Raw genomic sequence first — 20,594 nt, 5'->3', positions numbered from 1 at the left:
AGCATAAAAAGCACAGTTTAATCGCTGTGCTTTTTAATTTGCTTTTCATTACTCACCACTATTCCTATACTGGCCACTCTTACTATAAATAAGGGCACCGTATGCAAAATAAACCATCCACCTTATCGTTACTCAGCAGCACCCGCTTTGCCATTATAAGCATTGTAACTATTTGTTTTGTGTTGCAACTAATTAATAGCCTGCCAGGCATTAGTTTAAATGGTTTAGGTATTTACCCACGCAGCATTCAAGGGCTGATTGGTATTCTTTGCGCTCCCTTTTTACACGGTAGCTGGTGGCATTTTGCTAGTAATATGCTGCCCTTTATTGTTTTAAGCTGGTTAATTTGCCAATACAGCGTAAAGCGTTTTTATAGCGTATTTTTATTCACCGCATTAGTTGGTGGATTACTGGTATGGATGTTTGCCCGTGGTAATATTCATGTCGGCTTAAGTGGCGTTATTTATGGATTATGGGGCTTTATTTTATGCTATGGCATTGTAAGACGTTCTTTTAAATCTATTTTTATAGCCGTGGTGGTAGCCTTTTTATACAGTGGCTTTATTTGGGGTGTGTTTCCACAGCGGTTGCATATCTCGTTTGAAAGCCATCTGTTTGGCGCACTAAGTGGATTCTTTTTAGGGTATAAATTAGCAAAAGCAGATAAATTAAAAGCAACAACGGGCAAAGCAAATACGCACGTTTAAACTATTAAAGGTTATTTATGAGTGATAACAACGACTACACCCCAGCAAAAGTATGGACATGGGACAATGAAAGTGGCGGTAAATTTGCAAACATTAACCGCCCAATTGCAGGGGCAACCCACGATAAAACATTGCCTATTGGCAAACATCCATTTCAGCTTTACTCATTAGCTACTCCTAACGGGCAAAAAGTCAGTATTATGTTTGAAGAGCTATTAGAGCTTGGTATTACTGAGGCTGAGTACGATGCTTATTTAATTAATATTGGTGAAGGCGACCAGTTTGGCTCTGATTTTGTCGACATAAACCCAAACTCAAAAATACCTGCGTTGATGGATCACTCTACAACACCAGCAACCCCTGTGTTTGAATCTGGCGCTATTTTACAATACCTTGGCGAAAAGTTTGATGCGCTTATTCCTAATGATTTTCAAGCTAAAACACAATGTCGTAATTGGCTGTTTTGGCAAATGGGATCGGCGCCTTATTTAGGTGGCGGCTTTGGTCACTTTTACAGCTATGCGCCAACCAAAATGCAATACCCGATTGACCGTTTCACCATGGAAACTAAGCGTCAGCTAGATGTACTAAACCGCCATTTAAGTGACAACGAATACATGGCAGGCAGTGAATATTCAATTGCCGACATTGCCATATGGCCATGGTATGGCTCACTGGTATTAGGCGACTTATATGATGCCGCTGAATTTTTAGATGTTGCATCTTATACCCATGTGGTTCGTTGGGCTAAGCAAATAGCTGTGCGCCCAGGTGTAAAACGAGGCCGCCGTGTTAATCGTACTTGGGGCCCAGAAGAAGAACAAATGGCAGAGCGCCACAGCGCTCGTGATTTTGAATAAGGCTCCAGTTTAGTAAAAATAAAAAAATCAGCGCTTAGCTGATTTTTTTGTGTTTATTAGGGGCTCCTTCATTCTTAGCGGGTAACATGACTTTTTAACCCTAAAAGTAGAAAAGTTAAGCATACCATCTTAATATATCTAAATATTTACACTGATAGCGTAGTTATTAATTGTGAAAAAACTAACAAAAGAACAAATCTATAAACGTTTAAACAATGAAGAAGACGCCCGAGCTTGCAAAGCCATCGACGACAATGCCTGTCAGGAAGTACCCGGTAATTTTATTATTTTACTCATTAGCCAGCTGTTTAGTAAGTTTGCTGATGCGCTACTCAACCCCAAAATAACGCTGCCATGGTTAATGCAAAGCTTAAATGTACCAGCGAGTTTTATTACTTGGTTAGTACCAATCAGAGAATCGGGGTCATTGCTGCCCCAACTTGCTATTGCTAACGTTATTCGCAAACTCCCCGTTCGTAAATGGGTATGGGTAATAGGTGCAGTGATGCAAGCAGGATGCATTTTAGCCATGGTTGCGGTGGCGTTTACCCTCAAAGGCGCACAAGCAGGCTACGCCATTATTGGCTTATTAATTTTATTTAGCCTTGCTAGAGGATTTAACTCTGTCGCTGCAAAAGATGTGCTGGGCAAAGTTATTCCTAAACAGCAACGCGGTAATATTAGCGGGCTTGCTGCAAGTATTGCCGGTTTTGCTACATTAACGTTTGGTCTCATGATGTGGTTTTTTTCACAGCAAAAAGATCAAGATATTGTGATCATCGCTTTACTACTGGGTGCCTTGATGTGGCTAATTGCCGCATTTTTTTATGCACAAATTAACGAATATAGTGGCGCTACCGAAGGGGCAAATAATGGTCTATTGCATGCGTTTTCAAAGTTAAAAATCTTATACCAAGACAAACAGTTTGCCCATTTTGTTATTACACGTGCCCTACTGCTTTGTTCAGCATTGAGCGCTCCATTTTATATTATTTTAGCCAGTAAACAGTCATTTGAATTTTCTTTACTTGCCACCTTTATTGCCGTTTCCGGCTTTGCAAGCTTAGTCTCAGCGCCGATTTGGGGACGCTTAAGCGACTTATCTAGCCAGCGAGTGCTAGTACTCAGTGCCACTTTGGTTACCATTAATGGGCTGGCTGTATTTGTTATTGCAACTTGGTATAACGAGTTGCTACTAAATTGGTGGGCTATGCCTATTTTGTACTTTTTACTCTCAGTTGCGCACCAGGGAGTACGCTTAGGGCGAAAAACATACCTCGTCGATATGGCAGAGGGTAACAAACGCACCGATTATGTGTCGGTCAGTAATACCGTTATTGGGGTTTTATTACTGATGTTAGGCAGTATAGGCTTATTAGAATCGTTTTTATCAACCGCAGAGCTTATTTTACTTTACAGTGGATTAGGTTTTTTGGGGGCAATGAGTGCACTGTTTTTACCAAAAACAGAGTAAATAGCGCGCTGTTTAACATGATGTAATTAAAACGCTCACCTTTAAAGTTGTGGGCGTTTTAAAACAAACTTATCTTTGGTGGTGCTAAAGTAATCGCCGCCCATTTTACCTACTGCATCTAAACGTGTCGGATCTATGTAGCCATTTACCAACGTGGCGTCATCTATAAAAATTCCCACTACATCTAAGAGCATCATTTTGCCACCGCTTGGTTCATCTGAAATAGTGACCACTTCTCGAAGCTTACATTCATAGCGTACTTTTGAAGCTGCAACACTCGGCGGATTAACTAACTGGCTTGGGACTTCCTGTATGTCGACCTTATCAAACTCACTGACATTATTAGGGTAATTAGCGCAGCTTTGGTTCATTTGCTCTACTAAGGCATGACTAACAATATTAACCACACATTCTTTGGTGGCTAGTAAATTTGTCAGTGTATCTTTATTGGCTTTATCGCTGGGGTTAACTTGAGTAACACTTAACACTGCAGGCTGACAACTTGCTACGGTAAAAAAAGAGTAAGGTGCAATATTGGTTACCCCCTCACTACTTAGCGTGCTTATCCATGCAATCGGTCGTGGACTAATTCCGCCAACTAAGTAGCTATAAACAGAGCGGTTGCTGTTTTGGATTAAATCTAAAAACATTATTTCTCACTTTTAAGTTAAAAACTAAACCCTAGTACTAGACAATACGTAGTTATAGATTGGATCTTTATTAATACTACACCGTTAGCAAATAGTTTAATTTCATGCGCCAAAAAATAAACATTGTCTGGTTTAAACGCGATTTACGCTTAAGCGATCATCAACCGCTTAAACATGCGTTTAGCAATGGGCTTCCAACATTATTGCTGTATAACTTTGAGCCGCTGTTACTCGAAGATGCTCATTATAACGAGCGACATTGGCGCTTTGTGTATCAGTCGCTATGTGATTTAAACCAACAACTTGATCGCTTTAATAGCTGCGTGTACATATTTAAACAAAATATGCAGTCGTTGCTTGAAGAGCTACACACCCAGTTTGAAATAATTAATCTCTTTAGTCACCAAGAAATCGGCTTAAATAATACATTTGAGCGCGATAAAGCGATTAAAGCATGGTGCCAACATAATCAGATTAACTGGTTAGAGTCACCAACGGGGGCTGTCATTCGGGGTAAAAAAATCGCAGTAATTGGAATGAATGCTGGCAACAAACAATGCAAGCGCCAATTGCCATCCCAGATTGGAAACACATTAAAACAGTGACACTCACACACTACCAATCGCCAGAATTACCAGACAATTACACGACTGACGATGACAATTTTCAACTCGGAGGGCCGCGACTTGCCCGTGAAGTAATGCACAGTTTTTTTGCTGAACGCGGTAAGGGTTATCAAAAAGGAATATCCAGCCCAAGCTTGAGCCGCACGCATTGCTCTAGGCTTTCCCCCTATTTAGCCTGGGGCAATATTAGTCTTAGGCAGGTGTATCAAATGGCGATAGACGCATACCATTCAACCCATCCCGATAAAAAAGGCTGGAAACGTCCACTTGCTGCGTTTGTATCTCGCCTGCATTGGCATTGCCATTTTATGCAAAAATTTGAAAGCGAATGCAGCATGGAATTTAAAGCCTTAAATCCGGGCTATCATGCGTTCCCATATCGCAACGATGAGCATGTAGATCGCGACATTGAACGCTGGGCGCAAGGACAAACTGGGGTGCCAATAATTGATGCTTGTATGCGCTGCTTAAAGGCCACCGGATATATTAACTTTAGAATGCGCGCTATGCTGGTGAGCTTTGTAACCCATCATTTAAACATAAGTTGGCAGCAAGCAAGCTTCCCACTCGCTAACTACTTTTTAGACTTTGAGCCCGGTATTCATTATCCGCAAATTCAAATGCAGGCATCGGTTACTGGCATTAATACCATTCGCCATTACAACCCCATTAAGCAATCTGAAGATCAAGACCCAACCGGCGCATTTATAAAAAAATGGTGCCCCGAACTTGAAAAGCTCCCCATTGAATATTTACATCAACCTTGGGAACAAACGCCCATGGAAGCATTATTTAATGACTTTAAACTTGGTGAAGATTACCCAGAGCCGATGCTTGATTTAACTCAAGCATCTAAAGAGGCACGCGAGCGATTGTGGCAATACCGAGAGCGTAGCGATGTAAAACGTGCTATTCATGCCATACTTAAAAAGCATGTAGCCATCACTCCCTCGGTACGTAAAACCAAAAAGCAATCAGGCAAATAACCATGGCACATAAAAAACTAACCCTACCTGAAAAAATTTGCCCTGTGTGTAACAAACCTTTTGCATGGAGAAAAAAATGGCAACGAGACTGGGATAACGTTATTTATTGTTCACAGCGATGTAAACGTAGCAAATAGAGATTGGCGTTTATCTTGCAATCTCCATGTTAATGCATACATTTTTCAGCAATTATCGGATTATTTTACATACAACTGATATCAATGCTGAAAAACTTACATTAAACAAGGAGAACATGATGACAATTAAAAAAACGGCAAGCTCAAATTGGTCTGGCGATATTAAAAGTGGTAAAGGCACTATATCAACTCAAAGTGGTGCACTCGACAACCAGCCATATGGGTTTAATACTCGCTTTGAAGATAAGCCAGGCTCTAACCCAGAGGAGCTAGTTGGTGCAGCCCACAGTGCTTGCTTTAGTATGGCGTTATCATTGGCATTAGGAGAAGCAGGCTTTACTGCTGACGATATAAACACCAAAGCGACAGTAAGCTTAGATGAAGTAGACGATGGCTTTGCGGTGAGTGAAATTGAATTGGTAGTTAATGCAAAAATAGCTGACATTTCAAATGAGCAATTTCAAGCCCTGTGTGAAGACACCAAAAAAGGCTGCCCGATTTCAAAATTACTCAAGACCACTATAAAACTAACTGCAAAACTTAACTAATTTTTTAAACTAGCTATACTCTTAGCATAGCAATAAGTTTATATAAACATAATCTTATTGCTAACTTTATATAAGTGGAACAAGAACTTAATTTTGGGTTACATTAATGTTAGCTAATATAATTATGTAATGTCCCAATACTTTGTTAGGATTATAAAAAACTTAACCACCTTTTAGTGTGGGTTAAATACAAAGGTGGATGAATGAACGAAAAATCACAAAGTTGCGAAAAAGTATCTTGTAGCAACTGCGCTGATTCTAGCGAACTAGACTTTGACTTTACCATGGCGTTTCAGCCTATTATAAATTGCCAGAGCAACACTATTTATGGCTATGAAGCATTGGTTCGTGGTTTAAACAACGAGTCGGCTTTCTCTATTATTTCCCAAGTAAACGACGACAACCGCTACACCTTTGACCAACTATGTAGAATTAAAGCTATTGCACTTGCCTCTAAGCTAGGCATAAACACCATGCTAAGTATTAACTTTTTACCCAACGCTATTTATAAGCCTGAGCGCTGCATTCGTACCACCCTAGAAGCGGCTAAAAAGTACAACTTCCCTACAACTAATATTATGTTTGAATTTACTGAAGTTGAAAAAATAGAAGACAGCAGCCACGTTGAACGAGTTGTAAGCTACTACCAAGAGCTAGGTTTTAAAACAGCCACCGATGACTTTGGCTCAGGCTACTCTGGATTAAACCTACTAGCTGATTTTCAAACAGATATTATTAAACTCGATATGGCACTCATACGCGATATCGACAAAGACACAAAACGCCAAACTATTGTGCGTAACTGCTTAAATATGTTTAAAGAGCTAAACGTAATGGCACTGGCTGAGGGCATTGAAACAGTTGAAGAATATCACTGGTTAAAAAGTGCCGGTATTGATTTAATGCAAGGCTACTTGTTTGCCAAACCAGGCTTTGAGTGCTTACCAGACGTTAATTTTCAATAACATTTAGTTGTTATAAAAAAACCGCCACAAAGGCGGTTTTTTCGTATTTGCTATTGGTTAATTACATATTTCCCAGCTCTATCATCATTGCGGTGTACATACGTAAATTAAGTGCTAGTTGCTCAAGCGTAATAAATTCATGCTCTGAGTGACCTGTGTAGCGTTTACCAGGCATTGATGGGCCAAACGATACGGCATTATCAAATAATTTAGCGTTAGTACCACCACCAATAGAGACAAAATCTGCGTTTTGATCGCCAGTAAAATGTTTAAAAATATCAAGTAACTTTTGTGCATGAGGTGCGCCATCAAGCAGCATAGGTGTACCAATGGTAGTTTTAACATTGGCTAATGTTACTTTATTATCAGCTTGCCATTGGGTAAGCGCACTATTAATTTGCTGCTCTAGTAAGTCAGCCTCTTTACCCATAGGGCGACGAGCATTAACCGCTAACGTTAGGTTATTACCGTCTCGTTCAATAACTGTGGGCGCTACCGTCATTGGCCCCATAAAGTCATGCTTATACGCAATATCACCAAATTGTTTGCCGTAAATATCTAGGCCAATTAGCTGATTTACAAATTTAATGAGCTGACCGTCGCTGTTGTTTTCAATCTCAACGGTTTTAAATAGTTCAGCCAAATAAGCAATGGCGTTAACACCTGACTCTGGCTCAGATGAGTGAGCCGACATGCCTTTAACACTAATTAAAGTCCCATCTATTTGATCATCAAAGGTAAACTCTACTCTCTTAAGTGCCTTAGCTGTTTGTTTTAATTGAGCTACTAATTCAGTACTCGCATTATGCAAAGTTAAGCTGGCATCTTCAGGGATTTGGCTAGCAAAAGCACCACCCGTTACATTGCTTACATACACATCGGTTTGTGGTGATGTTGCATCAAATGTTGGCGCAATTAAGCTCCAGCCTTTTTCAGCAACCACCACGGGATATGAGGCGTCAATTGTGACTGCATACTTTGGTTGCTCATAGGTTTTCATAAATTCGGTTAAAGGCCCCCAATCAGATTCCTCGGCCAAATAAACCATCAGCTCAATGCGGTTATCAAGGGTTATGCCTTTATCTTTTATGGCTTTCATCGCATATAAAGCGGTAGCTATAGCGCCTTTATCGTCTTCGGTACCTCGGCCAACTAATTTACCCGGCTCTGAGGTATCAATAATAAATGGGCTTTGTTTCCATTTACTGGCGTTTGCAGGTTGTACATCGCCGTGAGTCACTATGGTTACTTTTTCTTTTTGCTCACCCATGCCTATGAGTACGGTATAGCCTAAATCTTGGTAGTCAAAGCCCAGTTCAGCGGCTTTCATTTTTAATAATGCTTTAAAGCCAATAAAATCAGGATTTTGTGGCGCGCTGATCTCACTTTTATTAACCGTAGGAAACGATACTAAATTAGTAAGCGTATGCACTTGTGCATTTTGATAGTTATTAACTGCGTAATCGGCCACGCTTTCACTGTGTTTATTTAATTGTGCATGAGCGCTAAACGCACATAAGGCAATACTTGCTAAAGCTAGCTTGTTCAAAACAGATTCCATTTAATTAACAACAAAGAGCATTAATTATAACCTCCTTGTAAAGTGACAAACAGCGCTTTGCGGCAGACCCACAAGCAAAGCTTATAATTTATCTAACAGCTTTGAACAAGATGCCTGTATAATGCGCAGCTCAAAATTATGGGGTTAATCATGAATCGCAGAAAAAAAATCGTTACTAAGTTTCAAAAGAAAGATAAGCGCGCTAATGCCAAGCTGCATAAAAGCAATAAACCGACTTATGTTTCAAAAGCAGAGCGCGCAAAGCTTGCTGAGCAAGATGCCGAACAAGCAATTGAGCACGGTGCTACCGAGGTAGTGCAAACAAGCGCTTAATCGTTATTGCGATAGGGTGAGAGGCTTAAATTGAGTGTTAAAAAGCTTAAAGTGAGCCAAATAACGAACCGCCACATAGCAAACTACCCCACTTGCCACAATCAATTCAAACGTTGCTAAATACTGTATTTGCTTAACAAACTGCAAATCAATTCCCACTGTATGCATCCATGAGGCGAGTTTAAATAACGCAGTAGCACCAATAACCATGGGGAAAGTAAAGGCAGCGTAACCTGGGCAAAATGGACGGCGCAGTAATTTAAAAAATGCGACGTAAATTATAAAGGTCATCAGTACCGCAATTCCAAATAACAAGCCAATAATAACCGGTGACGGCTCGCTAATAACTGTAAAGTAACCAGCTAACGATAAACTTGCTGGCGCCGCTAAAATAGCCAGTGTAGGTTGTGCAGCATCAGGAATGTGCGCAGCAAAAATGATCCGGTAAATCATCATAGGCAACATAACTGCATACATCAGCATGCCAAAATAAAGCGCCCCTTGTGCTAAAAATAGCAGAGCCGGATTCCCTGAAAACGCGACATCGGCAACAATGATCCCAACCGGCGGTACAAACCAGCTTGGCACCATATGCTCAATTTTAAATTCAATCACGCGATGAGCAATAAAGCTTATTAAAAACACCAAATGCAATAAAAATGCACCAACCCAAAGCACATCTCCCGCAAGGGAGTAAAACTGCCCTAAAGAATTAGACACCACTAAAGTAGCCATAGCAAAAGTAGGCACCACACTTCCCACAACTGGGTGGGCTAAATCGGCTTTAAGCAGCTGAGGATGTAATAAAAACTTAAGTGTTAACAATAGCAATAATACGCTCGCAATAGCGGCACCGGCATATTGTGCTACGCCATTTAGGTTAGCCATACTCTCCCAAGCCCAACCTAGGCTGGCAATACCCAATGCCAAACCGCCCATTGGTGTTGGTACACCAGATACTTTTGTTTTTATATGTTTAAACATCTCTATTCCACCCTGTGGTTGTAACTTACAGAGAAGTTTACGCTTGCATTTTGTTAAGTTAAATCTAATTATATAGAACACACGTTCATAAAAACCAAACATAATGAATATTTCACTTAAGCAACTTAAAGTATTTGTAGGCATAACCCAGCACAGCTCCCTTACAGCAGCGTCTGAATCATTGTTTCTATCTAAAGCGGCGGTGAGTATGGCGCTTAGCGAACTTGAAAAACAGTTAGGCCATCCATTATTTGATCGTGTAAATAATCGGTTATTATTAAATCAAGAAGGGCAAAAACTACTGCCCCTTGCTGATGAACTATTAAATCGGGCAAATACTATCGAGAACTTGTTTTTAGACAACGCTCCTGCCAGCGGAACTTTAAAAATTGGTGCCAGCGACACGATTGGTAATCATGTATTGCCTGCTTTGTTAAGCAACTTTAGAGCGCAGCAACAGCATTACTCGCAACAAATACTGATTTCCAATTCGACGCTTATTTGTCAAAAACTTATAGATTACGAGCTCGATATAGCACTTATTGAGGGCCAAGCCCACCAAAGCGATTTAGTCTCTAATGTGTTTAGCCATGACACCATGTGTATTATTGCGCCAATAAACCACCCATTGGCTGCAAAAAAGCAACTTAGCTTTAACGACTTAAATAGTAGCCAATGGGTATTAAGAGAAACTGGTTCAGGCTCGCGTTCTTTCTTTTTACATAGCCTTGCGCCACAAATTAAAAATTGGACGCAAAGCGTAGAGCTCAATACCACTGAAGCGCTTATAAACTGTGTAGCAAATGGCTTGGGTTTAGGATGTTTATCATCACTTGCTGCGCAATATGCCCTAAAAGATGGCCGTGTTACACAGCTTAATTTAAACCACCCCATGCAAAGGCAGTTTTGGTTAGTGATGCATAAAGACAAATACAAAAACCCACTGTTAAAGCAGTTTATAGAGTTTTGTCACAAGCAAACTTAAAAATTAATAGCAATAAACCGTCAGACTCGATTAACCTAAAATCGAATCTGACGGCTGATACTACCTTACTCTCTCACTTTAAAACGCGTAACTCATGGCTAAATTTATAGAGCGCCCCTGCCCTGCTAATTGGTTAAAGCCCTGCGACATATCTTGTTTAAACTCCGCAATACTTATGCCACCTAGTGGTAATTCATAATACTCATCCAGCAGATTGGTAATATCAACACTTACGGTAAGTGCATCCCAACTGGCTTTTGAGCTTAAATTAAGTAAATGATACTGCTCAGTTTGGTTTTCTAGACGGTTGCTATCTACGCGGGTTTTACTATCGACCCACTGCCACATGAGTGCGTTTTCAAAGCGGCCCACTTGCTGGTTAATGGCAAATTTGGTTTGCAGCGGCTTAATTTGATAAAGTGGCTGATTGGTATCATCGCGCTTACCACGGGTGTTGGTAATATTAGCTTTTAACGACCAGCTACCATACTGCTTAGACTCGTGCAGTGCTAAAACCGCATCTAGCTTTACGCCATAAAGCGTAGCATCTAGGTTATTAAACATAAGTACATTACGGGTATTAGCAGCAAGCGCTGTGCGGTTAAAGCTTCTTACTATGTTGGCATCAATATAGTCATTCACGTCGCTCACCCAGGCGTTAGCACTTATACGCCAGCTGTCGTCTTTTGCCATGCGGGTGTATGTGCTGCTAAGCGTGTGCGCAGTTTCTGGTTTAAGGTTTATATTACCAATATAGCCATTGCCATCGCCGTACCATCCAATCATGGTGGTGGCCATATTACCTACGCCCCAGCTGTAACGTTCGTATAAATTAGGCGCACGATTTTTACGGGCTAGGCCGATTTGTAGCTCGTCGTTATTGCTTAGTTGATAATTAATCAGCACGTTTGCATCAACTAAATTATCTGTTTGTTTTTTGCTTTGGTTATTAAACTTTTTAGCGGCCATTGCATCACTTGGCATCGCCATAGCCATTGCATTCATTGCAGCCATGCCTGGGTTGTATGCTTGCACATCATCAGTGTTGGTCATTACATTTTCAAATCGAATGCCTGCATTTAACCACCAGCGAGTATTTAGTTGGCTTTCATATTCTCCAAGCACTGCAATACGCTGACGCCGGCCATTATTAATATTTTTATAGTCATTTGGTCCCATCATCATTGAGCCCTCAACTGCAGGCCACCAGTCATCTAATTTCATGTGGTGATACTCTTGCGCGAGTAGTAACTGGCTGTTGTTATCAAGCGCTAGTCGCCATTTTAACTGAGTGCTTATATCTTCGGCGTCGGTTTTCATTGGCATTTTTCCGGTTTTTTCTGCGCTAAAAAAACCCATTTCATGCTTTACATTATGCCAATTTAACTGCGCTTCAAGCTCACTGTTTGTAAAAGCACGCTGATACTGGGCAACAGCGCCATAGCTGGTGTTATCTGTCATATCCATATATTGGTTAGCAAAACCTTGATAGGGTATTTTTTGATGGCTTAGCTTAACCACTAATTGCTGCTTATCATCTCGCATGGCAGCACTTAAACTATGGTTTTGCGCGCGGTATAGGGTATCGAGCACTAAATCGCCGTTACCATCTTCATAACTGTTAGCATCGCTAAAAGCACCTTGATAATTAAAACTAAGTACATCGCTGGCAATGCGCATACCTGCGCCGACCTTTTTGGCGTTATCAAGGGTGTTATACTGGGCTGACACATAACCTGAATGCCATGCAAGTTCGCTGTTTTCACTGTACTGAGGTGAAATAGAATTAACAGCAATCACACCTGCAATATTATCGCCTCCCGCGCTTACTGGAGAAACACCTACAACAACTTTGTAGCTGCTAATTTGATTAGCTGAAATATAAGACAGTGGCGGGTTCATTTGGTTAGCACAGGCGGCGGTAATTTGCGCCCCATCGACCAGTACCGCCACTCTATCGCCCATTAAACCATTTAAAACAGGTAAATTGGCCATGCCACCAGCGGCAGAAAAGTCCACTCCTAAATCGGTTAATAACGATTCAGATGAGCCTAATGATAGATGTTTATTTTGTGCTTGGCCGTGCACTTCAATCACTTCAATTGAGGTGTCATCTGCAAAAGCAACTGGCGATAATACGCTACTTATAACAAGCGCTAAAGGGGATAATAAATAAGGGGTTAAAGAATTTTTTTATCAGTCATTATTGATTTACCACAAAATTTTTGTGGGTAAATTATACGTGCTGTAGCAATCTAAAAAGCGCGACATATTGTCGCACTTTGTTAATTTTTAACCATGTTCGTCGTCAAAAATATCTTCTATTTTTAACTCAAACAACCTTGCTGCTTTAAAGGCCAGTGGCAAGCTGGGATCAAACTTACCTTTTTCAATCGCATTAATGGTTTGGCGAGAAACATCAAGTAGCTCGGCCAACCTTGCTTGGGTGTAGTTATGCTCGGCTCTTAATACCTTTAATCGGTTTTTCATTCATCACCTGCACAATAGTGTTTGTTAAGTACATACACGCTAATTAAATACACTGCCCCCATTAAAAACATTAAATCGGGTATTTGTGCTTTAAAATCAATTAAGCCACTCAATTGCAAGTTAGTGTACGCAAGCCCACCTACCAATATTGCACCTAGAGTAAACCCCATGGCACTGAGATGTATTTTTTGCATCAGCTCATCCATCCCCTGTAAGTAACGCTTGTTAGCTAAAATCATTACAATGCCGGCTACCACATTTACAACTATAAAAAAGCCGCTAATTATCTCTGCGCGATCCCAAATTAATGTCGGGCCAAAGCTACATAATGCTAAGGTGAGTAACCAAATCAAGGTACATTTAGCTAAGTAGCTAGTATTTTTAATTTGGCGTTGTTTTAAATTTAATTCTGTTTTCATTGCCTTTATCCTGTTTTTAAAAGTAATGTTTACTTTACAAATATCATTCAGACCACACAAAAAGTCAAGTTAACATTACATTTAAACCTAATATTCCTTGTTTTTTAATGAGCGAGTGGCTTACAAAGCTATATAAAGCAGCCTTTTGTTTACGCAAGGTGCACAACCGAATCAGACCGGCTATGTTGCAGGAGCATTATTTTTAGCTGGGTTATTTATGTGGTGGCTTAGCTTTATACAAATAAACAATAATAACGCGAAACAAACGGCTGCAGCGTATTAAGTATAAAAAAAGAGCCGCGTATCGCGGCTCTTGTTATACTCAATTATTTTAATTAGTTACACGTCAATCGACGCCATATCAATAACAAAACGGTAACGCACATCTGAGCGCTCCATGCGCTCATAGGCGGTGTTAATTTCATCTATATTGATCATTTCACACTCAGGTAATACATTGTGTTCACCGCAAAAATCGAGCATTTGCTGTGTTTCTGCAATGCCACCAATTAAGGATCCTGCCACACGACGACGACCCATTAACAATGGCACTGTGTTTAGCTCATCTACAGGGCCTACTTGGCCAACAATCACTAACGTGCCATCAATATCAAGTAGCGGTGTATACAGTGATAGGTCATGCTTTACTGGTATAGTATCAATGATCACATCAAACGCTGATTGTGCATTTTTCATTTCATCATCGTTGTTCGACACTAAATAGTGCTGTGCACCTAGCTCAATAGCATCCTCTTTTTTAGATTCAGTACGGCCAAGAACAGTAACCGTTGCACCCATTGCCACGGCATTTTTAACCGCCATATGGCCAAGCCCACCAAGGCCGACAACTGCAACACGGCTGCCTTTTTTAACACCCCATTTGTGCAGCGGAGAGTAAGTAGTAATGCCAGCGCACAATAAAGGCGCCACTCGCGAGAGCTCTAAATTTTTAGGCACTGAAAGCACAAACTCTTCGCGAACTACAACATGCTTAGAGTAGCCACCTTGAGTCATTTCACCGTTTATTCTGTCTTTGCCACTGTAAGTACCAACCATGCCTTCACGACAAAATTGCTCTTCGTGATTATGACATTGGTCGCAGCTTTGACATGAGTCAACCATACAGCCTACAGCAACGGTATCGCCTTGCTGATATTTAGTAACATTGCTACCAACCGAAATTACTTTACCAACAATTTCGTGCCCTGGTACTAATGGGTATTTACTGCCACCCCAATCGTTTCGCACTGCGTGTAAGTCTGAATGACAGACACCACAATATAAAATCTCTATTGCTACATCGTTATTTCGTAAATCGCGGCGCTCAAAAGAAAACTCTGTAAGTTCAGAACCTTGGCTTTTTGCTGCATATCCGACTGTTTTCATAATAACTCCATAGTTTATTAAAATTTATAACTCACACAGTATGCATTATCAGCTCTGAACATGAACTGACGTAGCAACTGCAAAAAACCCAGCATAATGCTGGGCTATTTTTATCAATTACTGCACCACAACGGCGTTTAACTCGTCAATCAGAGCTTTAATACGCTGGGCATTTTTGCCTAAATCACTTTTACCTATGCGAGATTTACTGCGTATGTCTACCACACGCTTACTGCCTTTGTCGTTAATACGCACGACAACATCATCTTTAAAACCAAACCAGGTTGTGGTGTCTGTGGCTTCAACAATGCCATTATTAACATCACTATTAACCAGTTCCCAACCAAGGTTTTCCATGGCTTTTGTTGTGGCTGCCACTAACTCTAGTTGCGTTTGGTTGTACTCGAGCGGTTTTAGCTCTGGGTATGCTTTTCGTTGTTGCGCTGCAGTTTCTTCACCCGCGTAAGCAACAGGGTTGGGTGCATCAGCACGCAAAGGCACAACCGCAACAAACTCAGGTGGGTTAATTAAATCGGTAGAAATATCATGAATTGGCGGAACACTTTTTGCTGTATTCATCATGTTAAGCGGCATTGCAATAGCAACAGCTGCAAAAATAACCGTGATCACTGCACTGGCAAGGCTTACTGTTTTACGCATGAATAGCACTTGAACTAATAATAAGGCTAATGCTGCCCCACCAACATAAACACCTAATCTAAAACCGGCAAAAGCAGTGCCCAGTTCAACAATATTAAATTTATAAAGGGGTCCTGATAGCACCACCATTAAAAAAGCGATAAGCCCAACTAAGGTCACTAAATGTTTCATTGCCTACTCCGTTATTGTTATATGGTTATTGTTTTTTAAACAGCTTTATACTGTTAACATTCCAATTTAGATTACTATGACCGATAAGTATCTATAAAGTGATAATTTATTACCCTTTTAAAGTAGATAACTTGACTCCTTGGTAAAAATCAACAAACTACGGGGGTAAAATTATCAGGGTATTATTATTTATGAAAACAGAGATTAGTTACCGATTTGAGTCATCACAAGTGGCTAACCGCTTTTTACACGAATTAAAAGATTGGCCAGTCAATGATGTAAAAACACGTCTTTTTAATGGCGGCGACAGCGTTAAAGTAAGTTACGAATATGATGAAAGCGGATTTGATTATACCGTTGCAGAACTTGATGATTTAGCCGAGCAACACGGCGGACAAGAAGTATCGAGTTAAGATACTTATACCTACGCTCAATAGCCACAACACACTTTGTAGCCATGCCTACATGGTAAACTTTAAGCTTACAAGGTTATGAAGCAATAGGTATTACACAACGTATTAAAGACCCCATACCCACTTCACTTTCGACCTCTATAGTGCCATTGTGCTCTTTAAGCACATTGTAAACTATAGCCATTCCCATACCAGTACCTTGGCCTACGGGTTTAGTGGTAAAGAAAGGATCGAACATTTGTTTAAGTGTATCAGCGTCCATCCCACAGCCGTTATCTGCCACCTCTATGTAAATATTGTTTTTATCGGCAAACAGCTTAACTATTATTTTTCCTTGCTGATCGCGCAAATCGTCGCAGGCGTGTTTGGCATTAATTAATAAGTTTACAAAAACTTGTTTCATAGATGATATATTACACTGTGTTAGAGGTAACTTTTCAATGTGTAACTCTATAGCACATGTTCCCAACTGGTTGTCGAGTAGTTTTAGCGTGCCATTTAATGATTCTGTAATATCTGCCATTGCAGTTACGTTGTCTTTTAGGCTTGCAAAGTCGACAAGGTTACTAACAATATGAGCTATGCGCTCTAACCCCTCTTGGGTATCATCAACTAAGTCATCAATATCGTCCACAATAAAGCTTAAATCGTTCTCTTGATTGAGCTGAACTAAAATAGACTCTAACTGCGATACTGAAATCGATTTATCTACAAATTGTTGAGCCGCCGTCATTAACGAAACCAACACGGGCTTTATAAATTTTATACTTTCTACATTACTGGTTATGTAAGCCAGCGGGTTATTTATTTCGTGGGCCATGCCAGCAGAGAGTGTCCCTAGCGTAGCCATTTTTTCACTTTGCATTAAGGTTATTTGTTGGTTTTTGACCGTTTCGAGCTTTTCTTCCAGCTCTTGATTAACAATAAACAATGCCCGTGTTTTGTCTTCTAGTAGGGTTTCTAATTGGTCTCTAGCTGATTTTTCGCGCAAATACGCTTTTTTATAATTGTAGTCGTCTTCAGCCATGGGGAGTCTCATATTTTATTTCAATTAAACACGAATCAAACCCATCATGCATACACTGAGCATGGTTAAGTTTAACATCAACTCCATAATGAGACGCAGCACCAAAAATAAGCCCTTCGGCGCACATACAAAGCTGCCGCTTAGAGTTGTAACGCATTAAAATAAGCCCGTCTTCAATAATTTGGGCGTCAATTTCAGGTAAATTAGGCTCATGATAAAGCTTAGCTACTTCAACATGAATTACTTTATCAATACCAATAATGAGATCAGCAAAGCAATTAAAGTTAGCAACAATGCTTGGATGACGTGCCTTTAAGTGAGAAAATAAATACTCTCCAAAGGCCTTTAATACCTCAGGCATAGACATAGAAAGTGCAGTTGCTACATCTTGTGCTAAACAAACTATTTCTTCATCTGGATAACTTTCTGCCGAAATATAAACACGACCCTCCGGTGCATTTTTTTCAAGTAAGTCGTCCCATGCAGCCATGCCACATTTTTCAATAACTAGAGCTTCAAGTCCTCTAAAGATAACGCCTTTCATGCATGTGCCCTCTATTATCACTTTTAGATTGTTAGCTGCATCTTCAATTAGTTACAAACGCTCGCTACCTTACTGCTTATATGTACACTAGGGTAATAAGTCTTACCCTGTAAAATATCAGCATTAAAGTAATAATAGTTTAGTGCTTGTAAAACGCCCAAAAATGTTCGTTATTTGCATGCTCTAAGATTAATCTTAAGTTAAATTGAAAAAGCGTGATCACATTCGGCTTTTTACTCTATTGGTGGCAACGCTATTGGCAGGGTCGTCTGGCCAAAAATGTTTGGGGTAGCGCCCTTTCATCTCTTTTTGTACCTCGCGGTAACTACTATTCCAAAAATGTGCTAAGTCTTGGGTTAACTGTAGTGAACGCTTGCCTGGAGATAACAACTCCATTAGCAATGCTAATTTACCGTTAGCTAACATAGGTGTACTGGTTAAACCATATACTTCTTGCATGCGCACACTAAGCTTGGCGGGGCCATCAAGTTGGTATTCAATTTTTATGTTAGAGCCACTTGGTACTGTTAGTCGCAGTGGGAGTAAAGATTTTAGCTCGCTTTGCTGTTGCCAATTAAAACTGTTTTGTAGTGCCTCAAAATAATTAAACTTTTTAAGTTGCTCAAGGGTTTTAATATCTTCAAGGTATACCCCTAACCAATCACCTGCTGTGTCAATGAGCTGCTGCTGATTAATAACAGGAAACTGTTCTGGCATCAATTTGCTGGCTAGGCACATTCTAATAAGTAGTTGCTCACTTTCTTTTTGCTCGTTAAACAGTGAAAAGCCCTGTTTGGCAAACAAACTAAGCCATGCCTTGGCCCGCTCTGTTTTATCAAGCTTATGTTTACTTGGTTGGCTACTAAGGGTAATTTCCCCAAGTTTTACTTCATCTTGATGAATAAACCGAGCGGCTTTTTCATCAAACTCGCAGCGAGTCAACTCAGTGAATAAATGCGGTAAATACTCTTTAAGCGCTAATGGATTTAGCGCCGTGGCTGCAAAGACTCGCCCGCCTTTATGTCCGCCCATACTGGCAATAGCTATATATTCGTCATTATGCCAGTAGTCAGGGTTTAGCTCAGCCCCTGCGCCATTTGCTAATAAGTAGCCATTGCCGCGTTTTTTAGCAATCCGATCTGGATAGCCAAGCGATACTAATAAGCTTAAATGTTCAGTGTTTAAATCTGTTTTGCTGTCGGTAAATTTTAAGCGTTTTAACCAATAATTTAATTGTTGCTTAAACACCAGATGTGGTCGTTGTTGTTGACTATGCAGTGCTAGGCTGAGCTCATTGGCAGTGTTAACTCGGCTTTCTAGTAAGGCCACTAAATAAATAGCTAAGCGATAAATCCCACTTAACCGTGCCTCTAACATTTGCGCTTTTAATAACATATGCGCTAAGCGAATATCGGCACCAAAGCCCAACATTTTACTACCCAGCGTGGTGAGCTTACCGTTACTATCTATGGCTTCAAGCATAGATAATAAATTGCTAGCTTGGCTGCATTGTTGCTCACTCGGCGGGTCAAGTAAGGTGAGTTCACTAATGCTTGCGCCCCATTGCTTCGCCTCAAGCATCAGTTGGCTAATATCTGAGGTAAGAATATCAGGGTTATCGTGGCTGTTTCGTCTCTCAAAAGTTTGCTTTGAACCTAACCGATACACAACCCCTGGTTCTATTCGTCCTGCACGCCCTGCGCGCTGTACTGCCGATGAACGCGATATACTTTGCGTGGTAAGCTCAGTTACACCGGTTTTTAAATTAAAGCTGGCTGCACGGCGCTTACCGCTATCAACAACAATTCTAATACCTTCAATGGTTAAGCTGGTTTCGGCAACATTGGTGGTTAATACTACTTTTCTCATCCCTTGAGGCGCAGGTGAAATTGCAGCTTGTTGATTGGCTTTATCTTGTTCGCCAAATAATGTGGCAACTAGGCAGTTGCTAGGCAAGTCGCTCAGCGCTTGTTGCACTTGCAGGATTTCACGCTGGCCGGGTAAAAATACCAGTGCACTGCCTGTTTGCTCATTGAGTGCTTGTTTTATTATTGATGGAATAGCGTCAAGCCAGCGGCTTTCATCTTTTATTGGGCAATATAATTCGTCAATGGGGTAACTTCGCCCGTTTGATTGAATTACTGGGCAATTAAAAAACCCAGTGTAGCGTTCGCTATCAAGGGTAGCCGACATCAGCATAATGGTTAAATCTTCACGCAGCGCCGCTTGCGATTCTAAAGCAAAAGCCAGTGCGGTATCTGCTGCGATTGAGCGCTCATGAAACTCATCAAAAATAAGTAAATCAACATCACTGAGCTCAGGATCGTTTTGTAACATGCGCGTAAGCATGCCTTCGGTAACTATTTCAAGGCGAGTGTGCGCGCTGACTTTACTTTCTCCTCGCACCCGTAAACCGACACTTTGCCCCAGCATTTCGTTTTGACAGTGCGCTAAATAATTGGCAATATTTCTCGCCGCCAAGCGCCGCGGCTCTAACATGACGATGTGCTTATAATGCCCATCGCGCATAAGCTGTAATGGCAACCATGTTGATTTACCAGCACCAGGCGGCGCTTGCAGTAAGGTGATTGGGTTGGCTTTTAATGCATCAATGAGTGAAGTATATATTTCTTGAACCGGCAGCACGCTATTTACCCTAAATTACTTT

At 40.7% G+C, this 20,594-nt stretch carries 20 protein-coding genes and 1 pseudogene; 10 read left to right on the top strand and 11 right to left on the bottom strand.

Annotated features, from left to right (window positions below):
* The first annotated feature begins 101 nt into the window (after positions 1 to 101).
* The 3 genes from AC0L7Q_RS04150 to AC0L7Q_RS04140 all read left to right on the top strand — a co-directional run bounded on the left by AC0L7Q_RS04150 (position 102) and on the right by AC0L7Q_RS04140 (position 3,041).
* Entirely contained in the window at positions 102 to 707 is a 606-nt protein-coding gene (locus AC0L7Q_RS04150) for a rhomboid family intramembrane serine protease (RefSeq protein ID WP_076918926.1), read from the top strand.
* Between the two features lie 17 nt (positions 708 to 724).
* Positions 725 to 1,567 carry a glutathione-dependent disulfide-bond oxidoreductase gene (yghU, locus tag AC0L7Q_RS04145; RefSeq protein WP_054202092.1) on the top strand — a complete coding sequence of 281 codons (843 nt, stop codon included), beginning with the start codon at positions 725 to 727 and terminating at the stop codon, positions 1,565 to 1,567.
* A gap of 172 nt (positions 1,568 to 1,739) precedes the next feature.
* Positions 1,740 to 3,041, top strand: coding sequence for an MFS transporter (locus tag AC0L7Q_RS04140; RefSeq protein WP_178955470.1), 1,302 nt, complete (start codon positions 1,740 to 1,742; stop codon positions 3,039 to 3,041).
* A gap of 41 nt (positions 3,042 to 3,082) precedes the next feature.
* On the opposite strand, the gene AC0L7Q_RS04135 is transcribed toward AC0L7Q_RS04140, so the two are convergent.
* A complete protein-coding gene (locus tag AC0L7Q_RS04135) occupies positions 3,083 to 3,691 on the bottom strand; it encodes a flavin reductase family protein (protein WP_409424933.1) in 609 nt (202 codons plus the stop codon).
* 104 nt (positions 3,692 to 3,795) lie between these two features.
* Here AC0L7Q_RS04135 and AC0L7Q_RS04130 point away from each other — a divergent pair.
* The 4 genes and pseudogenes from AC0L7Q_RS04130 to AC0L7Q_RS04115 all read left to right on the top strand — a co-directional run bounded on the left by AC0L7Q_RS04130 (position 3,796) and on the right by AC0L7Q_RS04115 (position 6,953).
* Positions 3,796 to 5,303 (top strand): annotated as a pseudogene (locus AC0L7Q_RS04130) (cryptochrome/deoxyribodipyrimidine photo-lyase family protein).
* 2 nt (positions 5,304 to 5,305) lie between these two features.
* Positions 5,306 to 5,440, top strand: coding sequence for a DUF2256 domain-containing protein (locus AC0L7Q_RS04125; protein WP_008108799.1), 135 nt, complete (start codon positions 5,306 to 5,308; stop codon positions 5,438 to 5,440).
* A gap of 119 nt (positions 5,441 to 5,559) precedes the next feature.
* A complete protein-coding gene (locus AC0L7Q_RS04120) occupies positions 5,560 to 5,988 on the top strand; it encodes an OsmC family protein (RefSeq protein ID WP_409425556.1) in 429 nt (142 codons plus the stop codon).
* A gap of 203 nt (positions 5,989 to 6,191) precedes the next feature.
* Entirely contained in the window at positions 6,192 to 6,953 is a 762-nt protein-coding gene (locus AC0L7Q_RS04115) for an EAL domain-containing protein (RefSeq protein ID WP_409424931.1), read from the top strand.
* 61 nt (positions 6,954 to 7,014) lie between these two features.
* Here AC0L7Q_RS04115 and AC0L7Q_RS04110 read toward each other — a convergent pair whose 3' ends face one another.
* Entirely contained in the window at positions 7,015 to 8,502 is a 1,488-nt protein-coding gene (locus AC0L7Q_RS04110) for a dipeptidase (protein WP_413401428.1), read from the bottom strand.
* A gap of 162 nt (positions 8,503 to 8,664) precedes the next feature.
* Here AC0L7Q_RS04110 and AC0L7Q_RS04105 point away from each other — a divergent pair, with 162 nt between their 5' ends.
* Positions 8,665 to 8,847, top strand: coding sequence for a DUF2986 domain-containing protein (locus AC0L7Q_RS04105; RefSeq protein ID WP_178955460.1), 183 nt, complete (start codon positions 8,665 to 8,667; stop codon positions 8,845 to 8,847).
* Between the two features lie 3 nt (positions 8,848 to 8,850).
* On the opposite strand, the gene AC0L7Q_RS04100 is transcribed toward AC0L7Q_RS04105, so the two are convergent.
* Entirely contained in the window at positions 8,851 to 9,831 is a 981-nt protein-coding gene (locus AC0L7Q_RS04100) for a TDT family transporter (protein WP_409424929.1), read from the bottom strand.
* Positions 9,832 to 9,934: 103 nt separating this feature from the next.
* Here AC0L7Q_RS04100 and AC0L7Q_RS04095 point away from each other — a divergent pair, with 103 nt between their 5' ends.
* Complete coding sequence (locus AC0L7Q_RS04095; protein WP_409424928.1) at positions 9,935 to 10,816, top strand: LysR substrate-binding domain-containing protein; 882 nt, start codon at positions 9,935 to 9,937, stop codon at positions 10,814 to 10,816.
* Between the two features lie 78 nt (positions 10,817 to 10,894).
* Here the strand turns inward: AC0L7Q_RS04095 and AC0L7Q_RS04090 are convergent, their stop codons facing one another.
* The 5 genes from AC0L7Q_RS04090 to AC0L7Q_RS04070 all read right to left on the bottom strand — a co-directional run bounded on the left by AC0L7Q_RS04090 (position 10,895) and on the right by AC0L7Q_RS04070 (position 15,942).
* The gene (locus AC0L7Q_RS04090) at positions 10,895 to 12,964 is read right to left on the bottom strand and encodes a TonB-dependent receptor plug domain-containing protein (RefSeq protein WP_418157350.1); all 2,070 of its coding nucleotides are present in this window, start codon (positions 12,962 to 12,964) and stop codon (positions 10,895 to 10,897) included.
* A gap of 144 nt (positions 12,965 to 13,108) precedes the next feature.
* The gene (locus tag AC0L7Q_RS04085; RefSeq protein ID WP_409424927.1) at positions 13,109 to 13,306 is read right to left on the bottom strand and encodes a helix-turn-helix transcriptional regulator; all 198 of its coding nucleotides are present in this window, start codon (positions 13,304 to 13,306) and stop codon (positions 13,109 to 13,111) included.
* On the bottom strand, positions 13,303 to 13,725 hold the full coding sequence (locus AC0L7Q_RS04080; protein WP_409424926.1) for a hypothetical protein: 423 nt from the start codon (positions 13,723 to 13,725) through the stop codon (positions 13,303 to 13,305). The genes AC0L7Q_RS04085 and AC0L7Q_RS04080 overlap by 4 nt, the downstream gene beginning before the upstream one ends.
* Positions 13,726 to 14,064: 339 nt before the next feature.
* Complete coding sequence (locus AC0L7Q_RS04075; RefSeq protein ID WP_413401426.1) at positions 14,065 to 15,111, bottom strand: NAD(P)-dependent alcohol dehydrogenase; 1,047 nt, start codon at positions 15,109 to 15,111, stop codon at positions 14,065 to 14,067.
* Between the two features lie 117 nt (positions 15,112 to 15,228).
* Complete coding sequence (locus AC0L7Q_RS04070) at positions 15,229 to 15,942, bottom strand: DUF1499 domain-containing protein (protein ID WP_409424924.1); 714 nt, start codon at positions 15,940 to 15,942, stop codon at positions 15,229 to 15,231.
* Positions 15,943 to 16,133: 191 nt separating this feature from the next.
* On the opposite strand from AC0L7Q_RS04070, the gene AC0L7Q_RS04065 reads away from it, so the two are divergent.
* Positions 16,134 to 16,355, top strand: a complete 222-nt coding sequence (locus tag AC0L7Q_RS04065) for a hypothetical protein (protein ID WP_008108632.1) — start codon at positions 16,134 to 16,136, stop codon at positions 16,353 to 16,355.
* A gap of 76 nt (positions 16,356 to 16,431) precedes the next feature.
* On the opposite strand, the gene AC0L7Q_RS04060 is transcribed toward AC0L7Q_RS04065, so the two are convergent.
* The 3 genes from AC0L7Q_RS04060 to hrpB form a co-directional block, all read right to left on the bottom strand.
* Positions 16,432 to 17,382: a sensor histidine kinase gene (locus AC0L7Q_RS04060; protein WP_409424922.1), complete on the bottom strand. Its 951-nt coding sequence runs from the start codon at positions 17,380 to 17,382 to the stop codon at positions 16,432 to 16,434.
* The gene (locus tag AC0L7Q_RS04055) at positions 17,375 to 17,926 is read right to left on the bottom strand and encodes a heme NO-binding domain-containing protein (protein WP_409424921.1); all 552 of its coding nucleotides are present in this window, start codon (positions 17,924 to 17,926) and stop codon (positions 17,375 to 17,377) included. Before AC0L7Q_RS04055 ends, AC0L7Q_RS04060 begins: the two co-directional genes overlap by 8 nt.
* Before the next feature lie 219 nt (positions 17,927 to 18,145).
* On the bottom strand, positions 18,146 to 20,572 hold the full coding sequence (gene hrpB / locus AC0L7Q_RS04050) for an ATP-dependent helicase HrpB (RefSeq protein ID WP_413401425.1): 2,427 nt from the start codon (positions 20,570 to 20,572) through the stop codon (positions 18,146 to 18,148).
* Between the last annotated feature and the right edge of the window lie 22 nt (positions 20,573 to 20,594).

The sequence above is a fragment of the Pseudoalteromonas sp. KJ63-1 genome (genome assembly GCF_055808145.1).
This window is presented reverse-complemented; position numbering and strand designations above follow the sequence as displayed.